The 22,228-nt window shown below is 65.4% G+C and carries 26 protein-coding genes and 1 riboswitch; of the genes, 10 read left to right on the forward strand and 16 right to left on the reverse strand.

All coding sequences use genetic code 11. The annotated features are described in order from the left end of the window. Positions 1–3: 3 nt before the first annotated feature. The 11 genes from HMPREF3227_RS09880 to rplS all read right to left on the reverse strand — a co-directional run bounded on the left by HMPREF3227_RS09880 (position 4) and on the right by rplS (position 8,790). The gene (locus HMPREF3227_RS09880; protein WP_066486843.1) at positions 4–897 is read right to left on the reverse strand and encodes a tyrosine recombinase XerC; all 894 of its coding nucleotides are present in this window, start codon (positions 895–897) and stop codon (positions 4–6) included. Between the two features lie 21 nt (positions 898–918). Beyond that, entirely contained in the window at positions 919–2,100 is a 1,182-nt protein-coding gene (dprA, locus tag HMPREF3227_RS09885; protein WP_066486844.1) for a DNA-processing protein DprA, read from the reverse strand. Continuing rightward, complete coding sequence (locus tag HMPREF3227_RS09890) at positions 2,097–3,662, reverse strand: YifB family Mg chelatase-like AAA ATPase (protein WP_066486848.1); 1,566 nt, start codon at positions 3,660–3,662, stop codon at positions 2,097–2,099. Before HMPREF3227_RS09890 ends, dprA begins: the two co-directional genes overlap by 4 nt. Continuing rightward, on the reverse strand, positions 3,649–4,023 hold the full coding sequence (locus HMPREF3227_RS09895; protein ID WP_066512666.1) for a YraN family protein: 375 nt from the start codon (positions 4,021–4,023) through the stop codon (positions 3,649–3,651). The genes HMPREF3227_RS09890 and HMPREF3227_RS09895 overlap by 14 nt, the downstream gene beginning before the upstream one ends. A 207-nt stretch (positions 4,024–4,230) precedes the next feature. After that, on the reverse strand, positions 4,231–4,536 hold the full coding sequence (locus HMPREF3227_RS09900; RefSeq protein WP_066486858.1) for a DUF2469 domain-containing protein: 306 nt from the start codon (positions 4,534–4,536) through the stop codon (positions 4,231–4,233). A 56-nt stretch (positions 4,537–4,592) separates the two neighbouring features. Further along, positions 4,593–5,249, reverse strand: a complete 657-nt coding sequence (locus HMPREF3227_RS09905) for a ribonuclease HII (RefSeq protein ID WP_066512669.1) — start codon at positions 5,247–5,249, stop codon at positions 4,593–4,595. Continuing rightward, the gene (lepB, locus tag HMPREF3227_RS09910; RefSeq protein WP_230384067.1) at positions 5,236–5,892 is read right to left on the reverse strand and encodes a signal peptidase I; all 657 of its coding nucleotides are present in this window, start codon (positions 5,890–5,892) and stop codon (positions 5,236–5,238) included. The genes HMPREF3227_RS09905 and lepB (HMPREF3227_RS09910) overlap by 14 nt, the downstream gene beginning before the upstream one ends. Positions 5,893–5,974: 82 nt before the next feature. Beyond that, complete coding sequence (gene lepB / locus HMPREF3227_RS09915) at positions 5,975–6,727, reverse strand: signal peptidase I (RefSeq protein WP_231725020.1); 753 nt, start codon at positions 6,725–6,727, stop codon at positions 5,975–5,977. A 131-nt stretch (positions 6,728–6,858) separates the two neighbouring features. After that, entirely contained in the window at positions 6,859–7,533 is a 675-nt protein-coding gene (locus HMPREF3227_RS09920) for a hypothetical protein (RefSeq protein ID WP_156452989.1), read from the reverse strand. Between the two features lie 17 nt (positions 7,534–7,550). Further along, positions 7,551–8,351: a cutinase family protein gene (locus HMPREF3227_RS09925; protein WP_066512677.1), complete on the reverse strand. Its 801-nt coding sequence runs from the start codon at positions 8,349–8,351 to the stop codon at positions 7,551–7,553. 94 nt (positions 8,352–8,445) lie between these two features. After that, positions 8,446–8,790 (reverse strand): 50S ribosomal protein L19, encoded by a 345-nt coding sequence (gene rplS / locus HMPREF3227_RS09930; protein ID WP_066486884.1) that lies wholly within the window; start codon positions 8,788–8,790, stop codon positions 8,446–8,448. Positions 8,791–8,961: 171 nt separating this feature from the next. Then, positions 8,962–9,077, forward strand: a riboswitch (TPP riboswitch). On the opposite strand from rplS, the gene thiC reads away from it, so the two are divergent. The 7 genes from thiC (at position 9,074) to HMPREF3227_RS13910 (ending at position 14,773) form a co-directional block, all read left to right on the forward strand. Further along, positions 9,074–10,819 (forward strand): phosphomethylpyrimidine synthase ThiC, encoded by a 1,746-nt coding sequence (gene thiC / locus HMPREF3227_RS09935; RefSeq protein WP_066512683.1) that lies wholly within the window; start codon positions 9,074–9,076, stop codon positions 10,817–10,819. (Overlaps the previous riboswitch by 4 nt.) Before the next feature lie 3 nt (positions 10,820–10,822). Then, positions 10,823–11,473 carry a thiamine phosphate synthase gene (locus tag HMPREF3227_RS09940; RefSeq protein WP_066486889.1) on the forward strand — a complete coding sequence of 217 codons (651 nt, stop codon included), beginning with the start codon at positions 10,823–10,825 and terminating at the stop codon, positions 11,471–11,473. Continuing rightward, positions 11,470–12,582, forward strand: a complete 1,113-nt coding sequence (gene thiO, locus HMPREF3227_RS09945; protein WP_066512686.1) for a glycine oxidase ThiO — start codon at positions 11,470–11,472, stop codon at positions 12,580–12,582. The genes HMPREF3227_RS09940 and thiO overlap by 4 nt, the downstream gene beginning before the upstream one ends. A gap of 2 nt (positions 12,583–12,584) precedes the next feature. Beyond that, positions 12,585–12,779 (forward strand): sulfur carrier protein ThiS, encoded by a 195-nt coding sequence (gene thiS / locus HMPREF3227_RS09950; RefSeq protein WP_066486896.1) that lies wholly within the window; start codon positions 12,585–12,587, stop codon positions 12,777–12,779. Between the two features lie 2 nt (positions 12,780–12,781). Then, positions 12,782–13,561 (forward strand): thiazole synthase, encoded by a 780-nt coding sequence (locus HMPREF3227_RS09955; RefSeq protein WP_066486900.1) that lies wholly within the window; start codon positions 12,782–12,784, stop codon positions 13,559–13,561. After that, a complete protein-coding gene (locus HMPREF3227_RS09960) occupies positions 13,558–14,628 on the forward strand; it encodes a ThiF family adenylyltransferase (RefSeq protein WP_066512690.1) in 1,071 nt (356 codons plus the stop codon). Before HMPREF3227_RS09955 ends, HMPREF3227_RS09960 begins: the two co-directional genes overlap by 4 nt. 13 nt (positions 14,629–14,641) lie before the next feature. Continuing rightward, positions 14,642–14,773, forward strand: a complete 132-nt coding sequence (locus tag HMPREF3227_RS13910) for a hypothetical protein (protein WP_255356842.1) — start codon at positions 14,642–14,644, stop codon at positions 14,771–14,773. On the opposite strand, the gene HMPREF3227_RS09965 is transcribed toward HMPREF3227_RS13910, so the two are convergent. Together HMPREF3227_RS09965 and HMPREF3227_RS09970 are read right to left on the reverse strand one after the other, a co-directional pair. After that, a complete protein-coding gene (locus tag HMPREF3227_RS09965) occupies positions 14,770–15,633 on the reverse strand; it encodes an NAD(P)H-binding protein (protein ID WP_066512693.1) in 864 nt (287 codons plus the stop codon). The genes HMPREF3227_RS13910 and HMPREF3227_RS09965 overlap by 4 nt on opposite strands. Before the next feature lie 65 nt (positions 15,634–15,698). Continuing rightward, positions 15,699–17,978: a Tex family protein gene (locus HMPREF3227_RS09970; protein WP_066512697.1), complete on the reverse strand. Its 2,280-nt coding sequence runs from the start codon at positions 17,976–17,978 to the stop codon at positions 15,699–15,701. A gap of 37 nt (positions 17,979–18,015) precedes the next feature. On the opposite strand from HMPREF3227_RS09970, the gene HMPREF3227_RS09975 reads away from it, so the two are divergent. Further along, complete coding sequence (locus HMPREF3227_RS09975; RefSeq protein ID WP_066512700.1) at positions 18,016–18,999, forward strand: FAD-dependent oxidoreductase; 984 nt, start codon at positions 18,016–18,018, stop codon at positions 18,997–18,999. A gap of 84 nt (positions 19,000–19,083) precedes the next feature. Here HMPREF3227_RS09975 and HMPREF3227_RS09980 read toward each other — a convergent pair whose 3' ends face one another. Genes HMPREF3227_RS09980 through rimM form a run of 3 tightly spaced genes read right to left on the reverse strand, consistent with a single transcriptional unit; the run spans position 19,084 to position 20,793 of the window. Continuing rightward, positions 19,084–19,446: a hypothetical protein gene (locus HMPREF3227_RS09980; RefSeq protein WP_066486932.1), complete on the reverse strand. Its 363-nt coding sequence runs from the start codon at positions 19,444–19,446 to the stop codon at positions 19,084–19,086. Then, positions 19,436–20,296, reverse strand: coding sequence for a tRNA (guanosine(37)-N1)-methyltransferase TrmD (trmD, locus tag HMPREF3227_RS09985; RefSeq protein ID WP_066512703.1), 861 nt, complete (start codon positions 20,294–20,296; stop codon positions 19,436–19,438). The genes HMPREF3227_RS09980 and trmD overlap by 11 nt, the downstream gene beginning before the upstream one ends. Then, positions 20,293–20,793, reverse strand: a complete 501-nt coding sequence (gene rimM / locus HMPREF3227_RS09990) for a ribosome maturation factor RimM (RefSeq protein ID WP_066486958.1) — start codon at positions 20,791–20,793, stop codon at positions 20,293–20,295. The genes trmD and rimM overlap by 4 nt, the downstream gene beginning before the upstream one ends. Positions 20,794–20,874: 81 nt before the next feature. On the opposite strand from rimM, the gene HMPREF3227_RS09995 reads away from it, so the two are divergent. Together HMPREF3227_RS09995 and HMPREF3227_RS10000 are read left to right on the forward strand one after the other, a co-directional pair. Beyond that, the gene (locus HMPREF3227_RS09995) at positions 20,875–21,288 is read left to right on the forward strand and encodes a cupin domain-containing protein (RefSeq protein ID WP_066486960.1); all 414 of its coding nucleotides are present in this window, start codon (positions 20,875–20,877) and stop codon (positions 21,286–21,288) included. A gap of 58 nt (positions 21,289–21,346) precedes the next feature. Continuing rightward, the gene (locus HMPREF3227_RS10000; RefSeq protein WP_082723196.1) at positions 21,347–22,045 is read left to right on the forward strand and encodes a TetR/AcrR family transcriptional regulator; all 699 of its coding nucleotides are present in this window, start codon (positions 21,347–21,349) and stop codon (positions 22,043–22,045) included. Positions 22,046–22,228 lie beyond the last annotated feature (183 nt).

Consider the following 22,228-nt stretch of genomic DNA (forward strand, 5'->3'; position numbering starts at 1 on the left):
TCCTTAAGCCCGCGGGTGCGCCTGCTCGTAAATCTTCTTCAGGCGTGCCGCGGAGACGTGGGTATAGACCTGCGTTGTCTGGAGCGAGGCGTGTCCCAGCACTTCCTGGACCACGCGGAGGTCGGCGCCGCCCTCGAGCAGGTGTGTCGCCGCCGAGTGCCGCAGCCCGTGTGGTGTTAGTCCCGTCGTCCCGGTGACCTGGCTGGCGCGCTCCACAACGCGGCGCACCTGACGCTGGTCGATCCTCTTGCCGCGCGTGCCGAGAAAAAGCGCGTTCTCGTCTGCTGCGGGTGGAAACTCGCCGCGCACGTCGAGCCACGCGGCAATCGCGTCTGCGGCGGCATGTCCGAAGGGCACGACGCGTTGCTTATTGCCTTTACCGGTCACGCGCGCGGTGCGGCGTGACAAGTCGACATCACCCGCATTAAGCCCGGTGAGCTCCGCGACGCGCATGCCCGTAGCGTAGAGCAGCTCGAGCATCGCGCTGTCGCGCAGGAAGTGCTTCTCGTCCGGAGACACAGCATTGCCCATAAGCTCCCCTGCCTCGTCCTGGGCGAGAACCTTGGGCAGGTGGCGGCCCACCTTAGGCGTGACGAGCCGCGCGGCGACATCCGCGGCGAGGTAGCCCTCGCGCGCCGCCCACGTGGAGAAAGCACGCGCGGCCGCGGTGCGCCGAGCGAGCGTGGCACGGGACTTCCCCGCCGCCACGGCATCGCCCAGCCACGCACGCAGGGCGTCGAGCGTGAAATGCGCGAAGTCCGGCACGCGCGCGGCCAGGTCGCGCAGATCCGAGCGGTAGCCGCGGATGGTGGCCTCGGATCGGCCGAGCACTAGACGTTGGTACTCGGCAAAATCCTCGATGGCCTGCTCAAGCTGACCGCCCGGCGTGTTACTCATGGGGCCAGAGTATACCCGTGGTTAGTCCACGTCGAGGCGCTGCCACTGTCCGCCGCGGCGCACGACCAGCCCCTGCTTCTCCAAGGTGACGAGCAGATGGATGGTAAGCGGCAGCCGCAGCCCCGCCTCGCGTGCGATGTCTTGGGCGCTCGCCGTCTCGTCGACCGGCGTCGAGCCGAAAACTTGCAGCTCGTTACGGGACAGCCGCTGCGTCTTCGAGGGCGCGTAGACGAGTTCCAACTGCGCTTCCTCGTCGACGGCACCGACCTGCTCGAGGAGTTCGCGCACACCGTCGGGGCTCATGACGAGCTGCGCGCGATGTTCCTGGATGCGCTTGTGACATCCCACCGAGCCTGGCCCCGTAATCGGTCCGGGCACCACCATCGCGACACGGCCAAGCGCCTCCGTCCAGTTGAGCGTATTGAGCGCTCCCGAACGAAAGGCCGCCTCGATGCACACCGCGCCCGATGTGAGTGCCGCGACCAAACGATTGCGGGTTAAGAACCGATGGCGCTGCGGCTTCGAGCCCGGCGCGAATTCAGTGAGGATGGTCCCGCCGCGGTCCACGATCCGCTCGTAGAGCTTTGCGTTGCGCGCGGGATACGGCTCGTCGATGCCGCACGCGGCGACCACCGCGGTGATACCGCCATGTTCGAGCGCCTGCTCATGTGCAACGGTGTCGACACCCATCGCACCACCCGAAACAATCGTCCACTGGTGTGGCACGAGTCCGGAAACCATGAGGCGCGTCGCGTCAAAGCCGTAGCGGGTAATCGCGCGCGTGCCCACGACAGCGACGGCCTGGCTAACGACCTCGCCCACCGGAGCACCGCGGACCCACAGGCAATGGGGCGCGACGGCGGCCTTGTCGAAGTCCGCGGGGGCATCGGCAAGCCCCGCCGCATAGAAGCCGAAGGCGGAGTTGAACTGCGCGGCCGGCCACTCGGGACTCTCCGGCGTGATGAGCCGTGCGCCCACTTTCTCCGCGGCCGCGATGTCCTCGTCCTGGCGCAGCCAGTCCCGGCGCGCCGAGGTCTCGTCGCGCAGCGCACCCAGCCAGTCCGCCTGGTGATAAATGCCGTGCGCAATGTGCTCCGGGGTGTAGTCCTGAAGCAGCGCGGCCAGCGTGCGCGACGGACCTTCCACCACGCGGTTGAGGTAGACCCACGCCTGCAGCGGCGTATCCAACTTAAGCTCGGTCATGCCGCCACCTCCTCGCGAACGGCGTCGCCGCGAAGATCAAGGGCGGAGGATACGTGTTCGATGGTCGGGCGATCCTGCCCCGCCAGATCCGCGAGCGTCCACGAGAGCTTGAGCGTGCGGTCCACGCCACGCTGGCTTAGCTCTCCCGTCGCGAGGTACGCGCGCAGGAGCTCCATCGCGTCGTCCTCCGCGGGAAAGCGCCGACGCAGGAGGGCGGAGGGCATGCCCGCGTTGGTGTGGACCTGGAGACCGGCCGCCTGCCAACGCGCACGAGAACGCTCGCGCGCGGCGGCGACGCGGTCCGCGATAGCCGCCGAGGTCTCCTCCCCGTCCGCGTGGAGCTGTGCTGAACGGCCCGAGAGCCGCAGGACCATGTCGAGACGGTCGCGCAACGGACCGGAAAGGTTGGACAGGTAGGCCTGCCGCTGTCCCGGCGTGCACGTGCACCGCGCCGGGTCCTCGGCGGCACAACGGCATGGGTTCGCAGCAAGCACGAGTTGGAAGCGCGCCGGGTAGACGACCTCCCGGCGCGAGCGCACGAGCCTCACCTCGCCTTCCTCGAGTGGGGCACGCAAGCCATCGAGGGCGCCGGCGGCGACCTCGGAGGCCTCGTCGAGGAAGAGCACGCCATGGTGCGCGAGCGAGACCGCGCCGGGCCGCGGGCGCCCTGAGCCGCCGCCGAGCAAGGAGGCGCGGGTAATGGAGGAATGCGGCGCGACGAAGGGCGCGGCCTCCACGACGCGTCCCGGCGAGCCCGCGATGGAGTGAATGGCGGTGGCTTCCAGGGACTGCTCCGTGGTGAGCGGCGGCAAAATGGACGGCAAGCGAGCAGCAATCATGGACTTGCCCGCGCCAGGCGGGCCGAGCATGAGCAGATGGTGCCCACCGGCGGCAGCGACCTCGGCCGCATGCTTGGCCGCATGCTGTCCCGCGATATCGCTCATGCAGGGCGCCGGCCCAGCCTCGGGGCGCGTGGGCTGCGCCAGCGACCCCGCGCGAGGCAGGAGGCGACGGCCACACGCCCAGCCGAAGGCATCGGCAAGCGTGCGCGCAACATAGACGGGCATGTCGGGCACGAGTGCGGCCTCCGCCGCGTTGCCAGGCGGGATGACGAGCGACTCGAAGCCGTGGTTTTGCGCGGCGAGCAGCGCAGGAATAACGCCGGGCACGGGACGCACCGTGCCGTCGAGGCCCAGCTCCCCGAGGAAGAGCGTTGTCTCCAGACGGCGCACGATATCGCCGGAGAGCCCGAAGCCGCCTAGCTCTTCTTCCTGTTCCGTCAGCCCCGCGGTGAGAATGGCGAGTGCAATGGGCAGATCGAAGTGCGCGCCGGACTTGGGCAGGCTCGCGGGCGCCATGGACACGATGATCTTCGTCTTTGGCCACGGCAGCGTGCTATTAGACACGGCGGTGCGAATCCGCGAGCGCGCCTCGCTGATTCCGGTATCGGCCATACCCACGATCTGAATGCCGGGCAGGCCCACCCCGATATTCGCCTCGACGTGGACCGGATGCGCGAGCACGCCGTCGAGGGCCGTCGTCGCAGCCTTACCCAGCGCCATGTTCGACTCCTGCGTAATAGTCCACGTCAAAGTCGTCGCCGCGAGCGGTGAGCGCGAGGACGTCAAAGCGCACGTCGGTGAGCGGCCGGGCCCCGGCGAGCCACTGCTGCGCGGCCTTGCGCATGCGCTTGAGCTTGCGCGGGGTGACAGCCTCCGCCACGCCGAAGGCCGGCGTGGAACGCGTCTTTACCTCCACGAAGACGATGGTGCCGTCCTTCTCACGGACAATGAGGTCTAATTCGCCGCACGCGTAAGCGACGTTGCATCCCAGCACCGTCGCGCCCCGAGCGCAATAAAAGCGGGCGGCCCAGCTTTCCCCGCGCCGGGCCAGGTGCGTACGAGCCTGAGTTTTCGTTTGCATGTGTCTGTCTCCTAGTTAGTTACGGACCGCAGTACTACGGCCTCGTACCTAGCCAAGCGGCAGATACACCACAACGACAAGGGGCCGCCTCGCGGGCGGCCCCGATTCTGTGGATAACGTAGTTCACGATATGAGTTATCCACAGAGAGATTGTTCAACACATTGACAGGTCTCATGCCGGTGTGAATGGCACCGGCACGAACGCGCCTAATCCGGCATGATGAAGTCCGGTTTATCGAGCTCCTCGATATTGACGTCCTTGTACGTAATGACGCGGACGTAACGGACGAAACGCGCGGAGCGGTACATGTCCCACACCCAGGCATCAGACATGCGGACCTCGTAGTAGACGTCCGAGCCGGAGGTGTGCGGGATGAGCTCGACGGCGTTGGCAAGGTAGAAGCGGCGCTCGGTCTCCACGACATAAGAGAATTGGCTCACCACATCGCGGTATTCGCGGTAGAGGGACAGCTCGACTTCGGCCTCGTAGTTGTCCAGTTCCTCAGCGCTCATCGTTGCTCCTTGAGAAAGTTACCTCGTTCTTACAGGCTTTAAACTCTAGCGCCCCGTTACGCCCGCGCCACGTTGCCACGCGCGAGAAATTCCGCCTGCGCTCGGGCCACGTTCGCATAGCTCATGCGGTGCTCCGGCGTGGCGCCCAGCTTTCCGATGGCCCCCTCGTGTGTCTTGGTCCCGTAGCCCTTATGCCCCGCAAGCCCATAGCCTGGGTAACGCTCGTCGAGGTCCACCATAATGTGGTCACGGCTCACCTTGGCCAGCACGCTCGCCGCGGCGATACACCGCGCGGCGGCGTCGCCGCCTACCATCGGGAGCTGGGGCACGGGCAGACCGGGGACCTTGAGGGCATCGGTAAGCACATAACGCGGGCGCACCTCGAGGCGCGCGACGGCGCGGCGCATGCCGGAGACGTTGGCATGCTGAATGCCCCAGTAGTCGATGTCTGAGGCCTCGATGTGGACGACCGACCACGCAAGCGCCTTCGCCTTGATGATAGGAAAGAGCTTCTCGCGTGCGGCGGGCGTGAGCTTCTTCGAGTCCGTGAGCGTCGCCAGCTCCGGGATAATCCGCTGGGGTAGCACACACGCGGCGATGGTGATAGGACCGCAGCACGCGCCGCGGCCGGCTTCGTCTACGCCTGCGACGGGCCCCAAGCCGGCTTGGGCGAGCGCGACCTCGTAGGTGCGCTGCTGTTTAAGCGTGCGCATGCTCAACGGTGCCGATGCGGCTCAACGGCATGACGATGGCACGAACCTTGCCGCGCACGTTGTCGACCGGAATGGTGCCTTGCTCCGCGTCACCCAAGTGCGCGCGGGAATCTGCGGAGTTCGTGCGGTTATCTCCCATGACCCAGATGTGGTCCTCGGGTACTGTGACCGGTCCGAAGTAATCGCCGCCGCAGGCCAGCGAGCCCGTCTCCGGCGAAATAGGATTCTGCGGGGGCTGAAGCACGTACGGCTCCGTGCGCGCCTGGCCATCAACCATGATGCCGGGGTCCCCCGCCTGGCACGAGACCGTCTGGCCTTCGGTCGCGATGACGCGCTTGACGAGGATATTCGCGTCGCCCTGAATAAGGCCCGCCGCGGCGAAGAGGTTCTGCAGGCCGCGAATAAACACGTTATGCGATCGCTGCAGCTCATACGTCGTGTTCCACGAGGGCTCGCCTTCGAAGACGACGACATCCCCGGGCTTGGGATCTGCGAAGTAGTAGCTCACTTTTTCCACCGCGATGCGGTCCCCGTTGCAGCCCTGGCACCCGTGGAGCGTCGGTTCCATGGACCCCGACGGGATAACGTAGATGCGTCCGATGAGCGCCGATCCCACCGCCAACAGTACGAAGGCGGCGAGCATGGTTTTCAGCAGCCATGAGGCGTCATCCCGCACGGATTGCCCCAGCGTAATGCGCTGAGGTTCGCGCGGCAGGCGGTGAGTGTCAGCCCTGGATGTCGATGGCATCAACGCCGCCAATGCGCGTGAACGGGAAGAAGATGAAGGAAACCTTGCCGCGAATATTCTCCTCCGGGATCGTGCCCTGGTATTCGTCTTGCATGTGGTAACGCGAATCAAGCGAGTTCGTGCGGTTATCGCCCATCACCCAATAGTTGCCCTCCGGCACGGTGATCGGACCGAAGTACGGGCCGCCGCACTCCTCCGAGCCGTTCGACTCATCGACGGGGTACGTGGGCGGGTTCTGGATATAGGACTGATCGATAGGCTTGCCGTCGACCATAACGGCCGGGTCGCCCGCCTGGCACGAGACCGTCTGGCCACCCGTCGCAATGACGCGCTTGACCAGCGTGTTCTCATCCGGTGGCGTCAGCGAGACGTAGGACAGTGCGTCCTGAATCTTGTGGATGGTCGGGTTATCCGAGCGCGGCGAGGTATACGCGCCATTCCACGAGTCCGTGCCCTTGAAGACCACAACATCGCCCGGCTCCGGATGCTTATCCCCGTAGTAGCTGACCTTCTCGACGAAGATGCGGTCGCCCGTGCATCCCTGGCAGCCATGCAGCGTCGGCTCCATGGACGCGGACGGAATGACGTACTGGCGGCCGATAGTGTTTTGCACCAAACCCACCACCGCGAGCACCGCGACGACGATGAGCAGAGTCTCTACCAGCCACGGCAGCTGCTTCTTCTGCTTCTTCTCGTTCTTCGATCTGGTCTCATCCGGCACACCCGGCACGTGCGAGTCACCGGATGCGGGTACAGCATTATTAGTCACGGGCTAAAGCCTACAACACGACTCGCCGCGTACTGCAGATCCCTCGGATGCCCAAGTCTCGCCGTCGGCTACGCATCGCGTCAGCGCGACATTTAGCGCTCCCGCAGCACTCCCCGCGCGACCTCAAGCAGCCACTCGTCCGCCCAGTCGCGGCCTAGCTTGCCGTCGACGTAGAAGCCCTGCTCGAAGTAGGACACGTGCGTATAGCCGAAGTCGCCGGCGACGCGCAGCGAGTTGATGGTTCCTTGGTTGGCTGGATCCGCCATCGCCGCATCCAATCCCGCCGCGTGTTGAAGCTGCGCGACGAGCTGCGTCGTGACCTGCTTCGCCGCACGCTGGCGCAGCTGCGTGGGCGTGTCCAGCTGCGGCGCGAGTCCCAAGTGATAGGCCTGCCAGTAGACGGATTCGGCGGCATCGACGGCCTTGAAGCCCTCGACTGCTACGTCGAACCAGGCGCCGACCTCGGGGCTTATCGAGTTCAGCGGCTCGGACGCGACCTCGAGCACCGGGATGAGATAGTCCGACATCGCGCCCTCATACGCAAGGTTGGGCAACGCCGCGATGAGCCCGATACCCACGAGCTGCTCAATAGATAGTCCCGGGTGCGTATGCGACTCGAGAATCAGGTAGTACTGGGACAACTCCGCCACGGTCGCCACGAGTGTGGGCACCTGGAGGACGGACGCACCCGACTCGGCCAAGGCCGCGCCCACATCTTTGCCCTCTGACATCCCGGCGAGGAAGCGCTCCACCACGCGGGGCGTCAACGTATCCGAGGGCCCTCCTATTCGACGCGATTGGCGTAGTCCGCGATATCGCGCACGATGGTATCCGAGGGCGTCGCACATGCCATGTCCGTGTTATTGCGCAGGGAGACAACCTTGCCCTCCATGCCTGCGAAGTTTCCGGGGCGCTGGCCGGTCATGCCCTCGCGACCAGCGCTCACGCCCGTCCCGCCGTCGAGGATGATCTCGCCATTCGCCGCGCGTGTGCCCGCGGGCACCGGACCGTAGAGCTTCGCGGGTCGTGCAGGTGGGGCGCCGAGCCGTGCGCGGCCGGGGTCGGCAACAAGGATGACCGCGGCGACATCGTCAGGCGTTACGCCCTTCACGCGGCCGGCGGAAATCTCTGCGGCGATATCACCGGCGACCGAGGCACCCTGGGAGTAGCCAATCACCATGTAGCGCGTGGAAGGGCACGCACGCTCGACGTACTCGAGCTCGCGGCGCGCGTCCTCGACGCCTGCACGCACGGATTCACCATAGGTCGCGGCTTCCGAACCCAGCGCGTTGGGTTGGAAAGCGCTGAATCGGCCGAGGGAGGCCGGATATTGGATATTCGTACCGCTCACATCATCTGCGCCGAGACGAATCTGGAGCGTATCTACGGGATTCCACCCGCTGAAGTCGAGCCCCACCGGCTCCGCGGTGTAATACCGCGCGCTAAATCCCGTGCCGGCCGCCTGCAGAACGTGAATGGCCGTGCACTGGCGTGCGACCGCGCGCGGGGCCGCATGCACCGAAAGCACGGCAATCACAGCGACCAGAAGGCAGGCAAGCACAGAGCGGAGAGCAGAGAGCGTCACGAGGGAATTCTAAGCCGTGCCGTGTAGCCCCGCATAAAACGGCGGAACCGCCCCGCTCCAGCACAGGAGACGAGGCGGTAACAGCGCGCTAGAACTAGCGGCGCTCCTTGATGCGAGCCTTCTTGCCGCGCAGGTCGCGCAGGTAGTACAGCTTCGCACGGCGGACACGGCCACGGCGAACGACCTCGATGGAGGCGATGTTCGGGGAGTGCACCGGGAAGGTACGCTCGACGCCGATACCGAAGGAAACCTTACGGACGGTGAAGGTCTCGCGGATGCCAGCGCCCTGACGGCGGATGCAGACACCCTTGAACAGCTGGGTACGCTCGGTGGTGCCCTCGATGACCTTGACGTTGACGTCAAGGGTGTCGCCCGGGCGGAAGTTCGGGATGTCCTCGCGCAGCGAGGCCTTGTCCAGCAGATCAATCTTGTTGGTCATTGATTTTCCTTTTCAATTTAAGACAGAGGACCCAAGCGCTTCCTCAGGGAAGCTGACCGGTTCGTGCCTGTTACATAGAACAGCCATCTATTGTTCCATAACCCCTGCACCCAAACAAAATCTCTCAAATCGCTGACAAACCCGAGGCCTTGTGTTTAGTCTAGGACTCGCACTTATCCCCACGGGAGCCCGCATGGAAGCGGGCTGAGATGGCCGCTGGAACCGCGGCCGCACCGTTCGAACCTGTCTGGTTAGCACCAGCGAAGGAAGAGAGGTCAGGCCCATGTCGGCTACCCATGAGCAAGAAATCCACCCCAAGCACTCCTACTCGCCGATCCGTGAGAAGGGTCTCGAGGTCCCGGAAACCGAAATCCAACTCGACGACTCCCCCACCGGCCCCAACGAGTCTTTCCGCATCTACCGCACCCGCGGCCCGGAATGCGATCCCACGCAAGGGCTTCCGCCCCTGCGACAAGCATGGATCGAAGAGCGTAACGACACCGAAGAATACGAGGGCCGCGCACGCGATCTCGCTGACGACGGCAAGTCTGCCCAGAAGCGTGGTGCCGCGTCCCAGGAATGGAAGGGCACAAAGCCCACGCCACGTAGGGGGACCAAACGCGTCACCCAAATGCACTACGCCCGCCAGGGCATTATCACCAAGGAAATGGAATTCGTCGCCCTGCGCGAGCACTGCGATCCAGAGTTCGTCCGCTCCGAGGTCGCCCGCGGGCGCGCCATCATCCCCAACAACATCAACCACCCCGAGTCCGAGCCCATGATCATCGGCCGGAAGTTCCTCACCAAGATCAACGCCAACATCGGCAACTCGGCGGTCACAAGCTCCATCGAGGAAGAAGTGTCAAAGCTGCGCTGGGCCACTCGCTGGGGCGCGGACACCGTCATGGATCTCTCCACGGGCGACGATATCCACACGACCCGCGAGTGGATCCTGCGCAACTCCCCTGTCCCCATTGGCACGGTGCCTATCTACCAGGCACTGGAAAAAGTAAACGGCATCGCGGAGGACCTCACCTGGGAGATCTTCCGTGACACCGTCATCGAGCAATGCGAACAGGGCGTGGACTACATGACCATCCACGCCGGCGTGTTGCTTCCCTACATTCCGCTCACCACCGAGCGCGTCACCGGCATCGTCAGCCGCGGCGGCTCCATCATGGCAGGCTGGTGCCTCGCCCACCACAAGGAGTCCTTCCTTTATGAGAACTTCGACGAGCTCTGCGAGATCTTCTCCCGCTACGACGTCGCCTTCTCCCTCGGCGACGGCCTGCGCCCCGGCTGCCTCGCGGACGCCAACGACACCGCGCAGTTTGCGGAGCTGAAGACCATCGGCGAGCTCACCCGTCGCGCCTGGGAGTACGACGTCCAGGTCATGGTCGAGGGCCCCGGCCACGTCCCGCTCAATATGATTCAGGAAAACAACGAGCTGGAGCAGGACTGGGCTTCCGATGCCCCCTTCTATACCCTCGGTCCCCTCGTCACCGATATCGCGCCCGGCTACGACCACATCACCTCGGCCATCGGTGCGGCCCACATCGCGATGGGCGGCACGGCGATGCTCTGCTACGTCACGCCGAAGGAGCACCTCGGCCTGCCCAACCGCGACGACGTGAAGACCGGCGTCATTACGTATAAGCTGGCGGCCCATGCCGCCGATGTCGCCAAGGGGCACCCCGGCGCCCGCGCCTGGGACGACGCGATGAGCAAGGCCCGCTTCGAGTTCCGCTGGCACGACCAGTTCGCGCTCTCCCTCGATCCGGATACCGCGCAGGCCTACCACGACGAAACCCTGCCGGCCGAGCCTGCGAAGACGGCCCACTTCTGTTCCATGTGCGGCCCGAAGTTCTGCTCCATGCGCATCAGCCAGGACATTCGCGACACCTTCGGCGCGAAGCTCGGCATGCCCACCATGCCTGCGCCCGCTGGCGCGTCCGCAGAAGCAGCAGGAGAAGCCCTCAAAGCCGCCGAGTTCCGCGCCGCCGGCTCCGAAATCTACCAGGAGGTTTAATCCATGCGCGCCGATCTGCGCTGTTACTTTGTGACAGGTTCCGAGCCTTCCGATGCCCTCGCCCGCCGCGCCGCCGCAGCTGCTTCAGGTGGGGCCGGGGTCATCCAAGTACGTTCGAAGCCCATTTCGGCGCGCGACCTCTATGACCTCGGCGCGGCTGTGTCCACCGCCGTCCACGCCGCGAACCCAGGCACCGCCGTCGTCATCGACGACCGAGTCGACGTCGCCCTCGCCCTGCGCGAGGCGGGCTTCCCCGTCGCCGGTGTCCACCTGGGCCAGGACGATCTCTCCGTCCGCGCGGCCCGCGAGCTCCTCGGCCCCGACGCACTCATCGGGCTCACGACCGGCACCCTGTCCCTCATCGAGGACGCCAACCAGTACGCGGACGTCCTCGACTACGTCGGCTGCGGTCCTTTCCGTGCCACCCCCACGAAGGACTCCGGCCGGCCACCGCTGGGACTCGCGGGCTATCCCGCCATCGTCGCCGCGTCGCAGCTGCCCGTCATCGCTATCGGCGACGTCACCGTCGACGACGCGGCCGACCTCGCCGCCACCGGCGTCGCGGGCGTCGCCGTCGTGCGCGGCATCATGCATGCCGACGATCCGGCCGCCTATTGCACGCGGATCCGCGCCGCCTTCGAGGAGCGCGCATGAGCCACGTCGTCATCGCCGGCGCCGGAATCGTCGGCCTCACCACCGCCGTCGAGCTCGCGAACGCCGGCCACAACGTCACGGTTCTTGATCCCGCGCCTGCCTCCGGCGCCACGCACCACGCCGGCGGCATGCTTGCTCCCGCCGCCGAGGTCGTCTATCAGCAAGACCCGCTCTTCCCACTCATGCAGGCGGCCGGCGCCTGGCACCCGCGGCTCATCGAACTCGTCGCCGCGCACACGGACCTGCCCACCGGCTACCGCGCCGAGGGCACCCTCGTCGTCGCCGCGGACCGCGCGGACGCGCAACACCTCTCCGAACTGCTCGACTACCAGACCGCCCACGGCATGGAGGTCGAACGCATTACGACCCGAGCCGCCCGTTCCATGGAGCCCGCGCTCTCCCCGCGTCTCGCCGGTGCCGTCTCCATCCCCGGCGACACGCAGCTCTTCCCGCGGATGTTCGCCGCGGCCGCCCTCGACGCCGCGCGCAATCTCGGCGTCGACGTCCGCACCGAGCGTGTCGCCCGTATCACCCCAGACGGCGCGGTCACCACCGACCAAGGCACCCACCAGGCTGACACTGTGGTGCTCGCAGCCGGACTCGGCGTCGCCCACATCAACGGCTGGTACGAGGACACGAACCCGCTTCAGCTGCGTCCCGTCTATGGCGACATTCTGCGCCTCCGCGTACCCGTCTCTCTCCAGCCGCTTGTCACTCGCGTTGTCCGCGGCTTCGTCGAGGACCGCCCCATTTACGTCATCCCCCGCGTCGACGGCACCATCGCAGTGGGAGCGACGACCCGCGAAGACAGCCTCCCCCGCCGCGTCGGCAGCGTCTACGACCTGCTCCGCGACGCCATCCGCGTCGTCCCCGGCCTCGAGGAATGCGAACTCCTCGAAGTCACCACCGGCGCCCGCCCCGGCACGCCCGACGATCTCCCCTACCTCGGGCGCCTCCCGCACGCGCCACAGATCATCGTCTCCACCGGCTACTTCCGGCACGGCATCCTGCTGTCTGCTTTCGCTGCTCGCACGACCCGCGAGCTCATCGAAGAGCAGACTCTTACTCTCGACCTCACCGCCTGCGATCCGCTCCGGCATAAGGACTAACCATGCATATCACCCTCAATGGCTCCCCATACGAGACCAACGCCACAACACTCGCCGAGCTCATCACCGAACTCGGCGCGCCCGAAGACGGCACTGCCGCCGCTATCAATGCCCGCGTCGTGCCCAAGTCGGGGTGGCACACAGCGCTCGAGCCCGGCGCGACCGTCGACTTACTCACCGCCGTCCAAGGAGGCTAAGAATGCTCACCATCGCTGATAAGAACTTCGACTCCCACCTCATCATGGGTACCGGCGGCGCCACGAGCTTCGACGCTCTCGAGTCCGCGCTCGCGGCTTCGGGCACGCAGCTCACCACCGTCGCCATGCGCCGCTTCAACCCTCACGCCGGCGGCGAGTCCGTCTTCGGGCTGATCAAGCGACTGGGTATCACACCGCTGCCCAATACGGCGGGCTGCCGCACGGCCCGCGACGCCGTGCTCACGGCACAGCTCGCCCGGGAGGCGCTCGGCACGAACTGGGTGAAGGTCGAAGTCATCACGGACGAGCACACGCTGCTTCCCGATATCGTGGAGACCCTCGACGCCACCGAGCTCCTCGTCGCGGAGGGCTTCACAGTTCTCGCGTACACCAGCGACGACCCGGCCGCAGCACAGCGCCTCGAGGACGCCGGCGCCGCCGCAGTGATGCCGCTCGGCGCACCCATCGGCACGGGACTAGGCATCCTCAACCCGCACAATATCGAGCTCATCTGCTCCCGCGCGTCCGTACCCGTCCTCATCGACGCTGGTATTGGCACAGCTTCCGATGCCGCCCGCGCCATGGAGCTCGGCTGCTCCGGTGTCCTCCTCGCCAGCGCCGTCAACCGCTGCCAGGATCCGACGGCCATGGCGAACGCCATGCGCCTCGCAGTTGAATCCGGCCTTCTTGCGCGCGACGCTGGCCGCATTCCGAAGCGCGAACATGCCCAAGCTTCCTCCACCTTCGAGGGCTTCGCGTCGTGGCAAGAGGCGGTTCTGTGACGCCCTTATCTCCGGAGGAAGAACGTCGGACCGCCCGCCAAACCCTGCTCATCGGTCGCGACGCGCAGCAACTACTCCACAACGCACACGTCCTCGTCGTGGGCGCTGGCGGCCTGGGCTGCCCGGCACTGCAGCAGCTGGTAGCAGGAGGCATCGGCAAGCTCACGCTCATCGATGACGACGTCGTGGATCTGACAAACATCCACCGGCAGATACTCTTTGGTGCCGCGGACGTTGGTCGCCCCAAGGCGGAGGTCGCAGCCGCCCGAGTACGCGACCTCCAGCCCGGCGTACAGATCAACGCGCGACGCGAGCGTCTCACTTCAGACAACGCGCTCGACCTCGTCGCCGTGGCAGACCTCGTCCTCGACGGCAGTGACACCTATGCAACGAAGTATCTGGTCGCGGACGCCTGCGAGATGACGTCGACCCCGCTCGTCTGGGGCACAGTCCTGCGCTTCCACGGCGACGTCGCGCTCTTCCATTCCGGCGCCGACACCCCGGACGGTCGTGGCGTGGGCCTGCGCGACCTCCTCCCCTCCCCGCCGTCAGACACCGCGACGTGCGAGACCGCCGGCGTCCTCGGCGCGACGACATCCGTCGTGGGCGGACTCATGGCGACCACGGCCTTGGGGTTTCTCTCTGAACTCGACGCACCGGTCGGACGGGTGACGAGCTACGACGCGTTCCCACCGCTATTCCGCACGCTCACCGTGGGCGCAGACCCGGCGCGCCCACTCGTCACCCACCTGCCGGAAGCACAGAAGACTAGCGCTATCGCGCGATGGCCCAGCGCGGTTCTCGATATCCGCGAATACGAGGAGCGACTCTTGGTTGAGCTCACGCCCCCGCCCGGCACACGTCTCGTTGAGCTGCCGCTCTCCCGCATCCACGACGACGCCCACGTCGCCAACGCCCTCCGAGAGCTCGACGCCGACGACGTGGGAGTCCTGTGTGCTCTGGGCAAGAAGTCCGCCGCTTTCGCACTGCGTTACGAGGAGCTTGCGCACACGTGCGGTGCACGCCTACACAACATTGACGGCGGAGCTCGTGTCCTCGGTTCCTAGCTAAACCAGTGGCATGTCTATCGAGCTCAAGTCTTGGTCGGTGACCGACTATCTCGACAGCCCTGAAACCATCGCAGCTCACCGAGATCGTGAAGCCGCTCGCGCCGTCGGGCTGACCCTGCGCGTCGACACGATGGAGGACTAGCCAGCGATTTCCTCGCGGAGTGTCTGCTCCAACGTCGTCGTGTCGTGGCCGATGAGCTGAGACAGGGTCTCGAACGGGCCGTCGAGGCCGCCCTGGGCCACGGCGGTGTCCATGCCGAGCAGGAAGCCCATGGTGCCTTCGTCGACGCCTTCGGCCTCGAGCTTGGCGCGGTGACCATCCTCGTCGGACTCGAGGAACTCGATTTGCTGGCCCGAGACGTCAGCGACGGTCTGGGCGAATTCGAGTGCGGTCCAGGCGGTCTGGCCGCCCAGCTCGAGGGTTTCGCCACGGTGCTCATCCGTCGTGGCGAGAACAGCGAGCGCCTCCGCGTAGTCCTTGCGGGAAGCGGATGCGATCGTGCCGTCGCCGGAGTGGGCAAAGTGTGCACCGCGGGCGACGACGAGCTGGTAAGCGTCGAGGTAGTTCTCGTTGTACCAGTTGTTGCGGGCAATCGTCGCGGTAATCGGCGAAGCAGCGAGACGCTCCTCCGTCGCCTTGTGCTCCGGCGCGACGAAGAGCGGAGAGTTATCCGCGCGGGTCGCCGAGGTGTAGATGATCTCCTTCACGCCGGCCTTCTCGGCTGCGTCGATGACGTTGGCGTGCTGCTGCTCGCGCTGGCCCATCTCGGAGCCGGAGATGAAGATGAGGGTCTCGACGCCATCGAGTGCGGCGTCGAGGGTCGCCGAGTCGTTGTAGTCCACGACAGCGGTCTGCAGACCCACGTCGGCGAGTGCCTGCAGCTTGCCCTCGTGACGGCCCATGCCGCGGATATCGCCGGGCTGCACGCCACGATTCATGAGTGCGACGACGGTGAGCGCGCCGAGCTGGCCGGTGGCGCCGGTCATGCCGATGGTGGTCATGAAAAACTCCTTACAGTTAGTGTGTTTTCCACGACTCTACCCCGCTTTAATCTTGAAGCGGCGAGCTAGCGGCCAAAGCCGGCGTTGCGGAGGGCATCGGCAAGCGAGCCGCCGCCCTGGTTGCCACGGGACTGCTTACTGCCGCCCTTGCTCTTCGGGCCGCCTTGGCGGCCCCCGCCGCGCTTTTTCGGCGCAGGCTGACCCGGCTCGTCATTGAGGCGCAGCGACAAACCGATGCGCTGACGCTCGACGTCGACCTCCATGACCTTAACCTTGACGACTTGGCCGGAGCGAACGACCTCATGCGGGTCCGAGATAAACTTGTCGCTCATCGCGGAGACGTGGACGAGGCCGTCCTGGTGGACTCCCACGTCAACAAAGGCGCCGAAGGCCGCGACGTTGGTGACGGTGCCCTCGAGGATCATGCCCGGCTTCAGGTCGGAGACCTTCTCGACGCCCTCCTTGAAGGACGCGGTCTTGAACTCCGGGCGCGGGTCGCGGCCGGGTTTGTCGAGCTCCGCAATGATATCGGTGACGGTGGGCACGCCGAAGGTCTCGTCCGCGAAATCCGCGGGCTTGAGCTTGGTGAGGACGGCGGAGTTGCCGATGAGTTCGCCAACTCCCAGGCCGGTGGACTCAGCGATGCGAGCGACGACCGGGTAGGCCTCCGGGTGGACGGCGGAGGCATCAAGCGGATCCGTGCCGCCGGTAATGCGGAGGAAGCCGGCGGCCTGCTCAAACGCCTTGGGTCCGAGTCGCGGGACCTTCTTGAGTTCCTTGCGCGAAGCAAAGGAACCGTTCTCGTCACGGTAAGCAACGATATTGCCCGCGATGGTGGAGTTCACGCCGGCGACGCGCTCAAGCAGCGGGACCGAGGCCGTGTTGAGGTCCACGCCCACGCCGTTGACGGCGTCCTCGACCACACCGTCCAGGGTGCGAGCAAGCGCGGTCTGGTTCACGTCGTGCTGGTACTGCCCCACGCCGATAGCCTTGGGGTCGATCTTGACGAGCTCCGCGAGCGGGTCCTGGAGGCGACGGGCGATGGACACAGCGCCGCGGAGGGAAACGTCCATGTCCGGGAACTCGTCGGCGGCCAGTTGCGAGGCGGAGTACACGGAGGCGCCGGACTCGGAGACCACGACGGGTGTGGGGCGCTTGCCGCCGGCCTTCGCGATGAGGTCCGCGACTTCGTTGGCCATCTTCTCGGACTCACGGGACGCGGTGCCGTTGCCCACGGCCATGAGATCGACGGCGTGCGTCGCGCAGAGCCCGGCGAGGGTCTGCACGGCGTCGTTCCAGCGGTTCTGCGGCTGGTGCGGATACACAATCGCGGTGTCGAGCACCTTGCCGGTGGGGTCCACGACCGCGCACTTCACGCCGTTGCGGTAGCCCGGGTCGATGCCCAGGGTCGCGCGCTGGCCGGCGGGTGCAGCAAGCAGGACGTCGCGCAGGTTCGTAGCGAAGACCTTGAGCGCGCCATCTTCAGCGATTTCTTTGAGGCGCATGCGCACGTCGAGGCCAGACGAGATGTAGAGCTTAGTGCGCCAGCCCCAATGGACGGCGTCGGACAGCCACTTTGAGTCCTTGACATCCAAGTCGAAGCGGTCGGCAATGAGCCCTTCGTACTGGGTATCGTCGCCCGCGTCGAGGTTGAGCTGCAGGATGCCTTCGCTCTCACCGCGCAGGAGCGCGAGGATTCGGTGGGACGGAAGCTTGTCGAAAGGCTCGGAGAACTCGAAGTAATCCTTGAACTTCGCGCCTTCTTGCTCCTTGCCCGCAACGACGCCGGCTGTCATGGTGCCGTCGGTAAACATCTTCTCGCGGACCTCGCCGACGAGGTCCGGGTCGAGTGCGAAACGGTCAATGAGGATGGCACGGGCGCCCTCGAGGGCCTTCTTCGTGTCTTCGAAGCCCTCGGTCTTGTAGTGTTCCGCCAGCTCGGCCGGGTCCGCGGTCGGATTCTCGATCAGCTTATCGGTGAGCGGCTCGAGGCCGGCCTCGCGCGCGATGTCCGCCTTGGTCTTGCGGCGCTTTTTGTACGGCAGGTACAGGTCCTCCAGGCGCGCCTTGGTCTCGCAGCCGCGGATGAGCGCCTTGAGGTCGTCCGTGAGCTTGCCCTGCTCCTCGATGGCGGCAAGCACCGTCTCCTTGCGCTCCTCGAGTTCACGCAGGTACGTCGCACGCTCCTCGATGGTGCGCAGCTGACTGTCGTCGAGCCCGCCGGTGACTTCCTTGCGATAACGCGCAATAAACGGCACGGTATTGCCCTCGGCGAGCAGCTTGAGCGCTGCCTCGATTTGGGACTCGCGTACCCCGATTTCTTGTGCAATGGTAGCTGCAATCATTCGCCTGATTCTACCGGTCGCTTTAGACTCGATCTGTATGAGGGATTGCATCGTCATCGGCGGCGGCCAAGCCGGACTCGCGACCGCGTACTACCTGCGCCGAGCTGGAATCGAACCGCTCATTCTCGACGATCAGAACGGCCCCGGCGCGGCGTGGCGCCATGTGTGGCCGTCCATGACGCTATTTAGCTTGGCGAGCTTTTCTAATCTGTCGGGCATGCCTATGCCGCACTATGACGGTTTCCCGCCAGCCAGTCACGTCATTGCATACCTAGAGAAATACGAAGAGCGCTACGGCTTTGAGGTGCACCGACCCGTACACGTGTCCTCCTTGTCGTGGACTGGTTGCTCCTATGCGCTGGAGACCTCCGTCGGCGCGATGGAGGCGCGCACCGTCGTCGCAGCGACGGGCACGTGGTCCGCGCCGTACGTGCCCTTCGTCCCCGGCGCCTTCGACGGGACCCAATGGCATTCGGCCCGCTACCCCGGATCTAAGCCTTTTGAGGGCACGCGCGTCGCCGTCGTCGGCGCGAAGAACTCAGGCGCGCAGATCGCAGCGGAGCTCACCCGCGTCGCTGAAGTGACGTGGTACACCCGCCACGAGCCGCGGTGGATGGCGGATGATGTGGACGGGCGCGTGCTTTTTGAGGACGCACACCGCCGCGCCATTGCGCTGATGCGCTGCGAGCCGGATCCCGGGCCAGGCCCTACCGGGGACATCGTCATGCTGCCAGAGATCCTCGAAGCGCGTGATTCCGGCAGGTTGAAAGCGACACCGATGTTCGACTCCCTCGACCGGGTCAAGGCAGATCACTTGATTTGGTGCACCGGGTTCCGTCCGGCGCTGCGCGCGCTGCGGGCTGTCCTTGACTCTTCGAGCGGCACGCCAGTGCCGCTCCATCCGGGTCTCTTTCTCGTGGGCTACGGCGACATCGTGGGCCCGGGCGCCGCGACGATAACCGGCGTAGGTCCGTATGCCAAGCGCGCAGCGGCCGGAGTTAAAGAGCTTCTGAACGACTAGGCTAAACGCCCTTTCCCCACCATAACTTCGAAATTCTGACAGATTTTCGGAGTTAGGGTGGGGAAAGCGCTGGGGCTCGGCATGCTACAGGCACTGCGCCTTGCCGGGACGCGTATCAAAGGCATCATCCGCGAGGTGGCCCTCGTTGGAAGTGCCGTACCAAAGCGTGTTCTCCGGCAGGGCCGCGACGACGGCCTGCGTCAACGCGCGCGGGGCAAGTTCTGTCTCCACATTGAGGGTGAGGCGGTACGTGCCTTGGGTAATCGGCATGGAGTCGTACTTCGCAGTGTATTCGGACACCAGGATGTTCTCCGGGGTGCAGGCGGACTCGACGAGGGTACATGACTCACGCTCGACGGTCGTCTCGGGAGCGAGGGCCGCAGCGAGGTCGAGGCCCGCGATGTCCTGCGGCGACATGAGCACGGTGAGATCAGTACTAGCCTTCAAACCCAAGTTCCTTTAAGTAAGCGCGGTCTTTCGTGTCCAACGCCACGCCTTCCAGCAATTCGGGGCGGCGCTCCAGAGTTCGCTTGAGGGCTTGGTCGCGGTGCCAGCGGTCGACGAGCGCGTGGTTACCGGAGGTGAGCACTTCGGGAACCTCGAGCCCGCGCCATTCGCGGGGCTTGGTGTAACTTGGGCCCTCGAGCAGCCCATCGGAGAAGGAATCCTCTTCGTGCGAGCGTTTATTGCCCAGGACGCCCGGGATCAGGCGTACGACGGCCTCGGCGATGACGAGGACGGCAACTTCCCCACCGATGAGGACGTAGTCGCCAATGGAGACCTCGCGCACGCGGTACCGGTGCGCCGCATCATCGACGACGCGTTGATCGATGCCTTCGTAGCGTCCGCATGCGAAGACGATGTGCTCCTCGCGGGACCAGGCGCGGGCATCGGGCTGCGCGAAAGGCTTTCCAGCGGGAGTTGGCACGATAAGCAGCGGCAACGACGGGTCTTCGCCTTCACGCACGTCACGACCCTCGTAGGGGGTTGCCTCAACGCCCTCAACATCGTCGTGCGTCGGACGAGCAAGGTGCGGAAGCGAGGACTCGAGTTCAGTGGCCGCGGCGGTCCCCGCGGCGACATCATCCAGCGCAGGGCCCCAGACCTCCGGCTTCATGACCATGCCAGGGCCGCCGCCAAACGGCGAGTCATCCACTGACTTGTGGACGTCCGTGGCCCAGCCGCGCAGGTCGTGGACGCCGACAGAAAGGCGACCTTGTTCGATCGCTTTGCCCAGCAGCGCGTGGCGCAGCGGGTCGAGATACTCGGGAAAGATGGTGACAACGTCGAGCCTCATAGATCGAACAGCCCCTCTGGCGGAGTGATGGTGCACGTGCCAGCCTCCAGGTCAATGTCGGGCACAATTTCCTCGACGAACGGGACCAAGACTTCCTTGCCACCGTCGAGAGTGAGCTCGAGGAGCGACTGCGCGGGGCCGTGCGTGACACCGGTGACCTCACCGACATCGGCACCGTTGTGAATGACGCGCAGGCCTTCGAGCTCGTGGTCGTAGAAGCCATCATCGTCCGGGTCTTCAAGCGGCGGCGCGAAGAACTGGGTGCCGCGCAGCGTATCCGCTGTCGTGCGGTCGTGAATCTCCTCGAAGAAGATAAGGAGTCGTCCCTTGTGTACGCGCACGGACTTCACCGTGAGCGTGTGTTCCTTTTTTCCTTGCGTGCCATGCAGGACCTCGCCCACGGCGTACCGGATCTCCGGTTCGTCCGTGGTGGGCTCGACAACGAGTTCGCCCTTGATGCCGTGCGATTTGATGACGCGGCCGATGAGTAATTCCATGCCGCCTACTCTATAGGGTCAGGCTTTCGCTGCGACCAAGAACACCTACCAGGCGGTTGAGCGGGCCCGTAGGCTGGGCGCATGACAACCCCAGAGAACCCTTCCTCCCTGCCCATCAATGACGTGACGACCTTCGGCGACGCTGCGCATGAGGGCGGCGGACTCGTCTTCCTCGATTTCCTTGCGGAGGCGCCTGCTGCCGATGCCTCCCGCCCGCGACCCGCAGTCAAGCGTGTCCTCAGCGGACACCGCGCCAACCACATCGTCTTCACCTTCGTGCCCGGCCAGACCTTGCCGGATCATAAGGCGGCCCACCCCATCACCGTGCAAGTCCTCACAGGCTCTGTGCTCTTCGAGTGCGAAGGCGACACCCACGAACTGCACCCGGGTGTCGCAGTCCACCTGCCGGCCCACCTTCCGCATGCGGTGCGGCTGCCGAAAAACTCTGATCACGGCCAGGCGATCATGCTGCTCACCATGCACACGGGTGAATAAAGCCGATAAGAACTCGCGATAACACCCACTGGACCTGAGACACTTATAATCTATTTCTGTGAGTACGAAGCCTTATCACCACGGAAACCTCAAGGGCGAGTTGTTGCGCGTCGCCGAAGAGATCGGCCGCGAAGAAGGGCCCGAAGCGATCTCCATTCGCCAAGTCACCCGCCGCGTCGGTGTGTCCCCCACGGCGGCCTACCGTCACTACACGGACCAGGAGGAGCTCCTCAACGCCGTGTCCACCCGCGCGGTCGACGAGCTCATCGCGCGTCTCAACGTGGTCCTCACCGATCGCGAGAGCCGCCCCCTCGTTGCGGACCGCATGATGGCGTGTGCGTGGGTCTACTTCAACTTCGCGATGGAAGAGCCCCAAATGTTTCGTTGCATGCTCGCCGGACGTGGCTTGGACCTTCCCACCGTGATGGGCGGCAGCGGCGGTGATGAGGAGCATCTCGAGCCACACGTACAGGCGCTGCGAGAATTCTCCGAGTGTTTCCGCATCCATGCCCAGCGCACGGACGGCGTGAGCCACCTCCAGTACTTCATGCAGAACGCGCTCGCCGCGTGGTCCACGGTCCACGGCTTTACCGTGCTCTGTACGACCGGCCAGATGGCGGATCTGCCGCGTGAGATGAAGAACGAGCTCGCCCAAGGCGTCTTCGCCTCCGCCATGCGCGGCACAGACTTCACGGATGTCAACGACCCGTTCCGCAACTACCCCGACGGCAAGCCGGATTCGGACGACGATACCTAGGCCGTCGCGCCCATTACATTGGAAGCAGTTCCGCCCTAGGGCGCCGAAGATTCATAGCCTGTCCACCCGAGTGGGCGGGCTATGTTTATGCCCATTCCCGCCGTCCGAAAGGACAGTGGAACTCGTCGCTGGCTTCGGTATGGCCTATTCCTGTCCCTGTCTGACAATAATCCGGGGGTGTTC

The organism is Corynebacterium sp. CMW7794 (assembly GCF_001563605.1).
Lineage (GTDB): Bacteria > Actinomycetota > Actinomycetes > Mycobacteriales > Mycobacteriaceae > Corynebacterium > Corynebacterium phoceense.

Coding starts and splice junctions, on each gene's coding strand:
- HMPREF3227_RS09940 (WP_066486889.1), top strand. CDS start 10,823: ATGCGCGCCGATCTGCGCTGTTACTTTGTGACAGGTTCCGAGCCTTCC.
- HMPREF3227_RS09965 (WP_066512693.1), bottom strand. CDS start 15,633: ATGACCACCATCGGCATGACCGGCGCCACCGGCCAGCTCGGCGCGCTC.
- HMPREF3227_RS09890 (WP_066486848.1), bottom strand. CDS start 3,662: ATGGCGCTGGGTAAGGCTGCGACGACGGCCCTCGACGGCGTGCTCGCG.
- HMPREF3227_RS13910 (WP_255356842.1), top strand. CDS start 14,642: ATGTCTATCGAGCTCAAGTCTTGGTCGGTGACCGACTATCTCGACAGC.
- lepB (WP_230384067.1), bottom strand. CDS start 5,892: ATGCTCGCCGCCTTCGTACTGTTGGCGGTGGGATCGGCGCTCATCGGA.
- trmD (WP_066512703.1), bottom strand. CDS start 20,296: ATGAGGCTCGACGTTGTCACCATCTTTCCCGAGTATCTCGACCCGCTG.
- HMPREF3227_RS09895 (WP_066512666.1), bottom strand. CDS start 4,023: ATGCAAACGAAAACTCAGGCTCGTACGCACCTGGCCCGGCGCGGGGAA.
- thiC (WP_066512683.1), top strand. CDS start 9,074: ATGTCGGCTACCCATGAGCAAGAAATCCACCCCAAGCACTCCTACTCG.
- HMPREF3227_RS09905 (WP_066512669.1), bottom strand. CDS start 5,249: ATGCGCACGCTTAAACAGCAGCGCACCTACGAGGTCGCGCTCGCCCAA.
- HMPREF3227_RS09900 (WP_066486858.1), bottom strand. CDS start 4,536: ATGAGCGCTGAGGAACTGGACAACTACGAGGCCGAAGTCGAGCTGTCC.
- rplS (WP_066486884.1), bottom strand. CDS start 8,790: ATGACCAACAAGATTGATCTGCTGGACAAGGCCTCGCTGCGCGAGGAC.
- thiO (WP_066512686.1), top strand. CDS start 11,470: ATGAGCCACGTCGTCATCGCCGGCGCCGGAATCGTCGGCCTCACCACC.
- HMPREF3227_RS09955 (WP_066486900.1), top strand. CDS start 12,782: ATGCTCACCATCGCTGATAAGAACTTCGACTCCCACCTCATCATGGGT.
- rimM (WP_066486958.1), bottom strand. CDS start 20,793: ATGGAATTACTCATCGGCCGCGTCATCAAATCGCACGGCATCAAGGGC.
- thiS (WP_066486896.1), top strand. CDS start 12,585: ATGCATATCACCCTCAATGGCTCCCCATACGAGACCAACGCCACAACA.
- HMPREF3227_RS09970 (WP_066512697.1), bottom strand. CDS start 17,978: ATGATTGCAGCTACCATTGCACAAGAAATCGGGGTACGCGAGTCCCAA.
- HMPREF3227_RS09995 (WP_066486960.1), top strand. CDS start 20,875: ATGACAACCCCAGAGAACCCTTCCTCCCTGCCCATCAATGACGTGACG.
- dprA (WP_066486844.1), bottom strand. CDS start 2,100: ATGACCGAGCTTAAGTTGGATACGCCGCTGCAGGCGTGGGTCTACCTC.
- HMPREF3227_RS09880 (WP_066486843.1), bottom strand. CDS start 897: ATGAGTAACACGCCGGGCGGTCAGCTTGAGCAGGCCATCGAGGATTTT.
- HMPREF3227_RS09975 (WP_066512700.1), top strand. CDS start 18,016: ATGAGGGATTGCATCGTCATCGGCGGCGGCCAAGCCGGACTCGCGACC.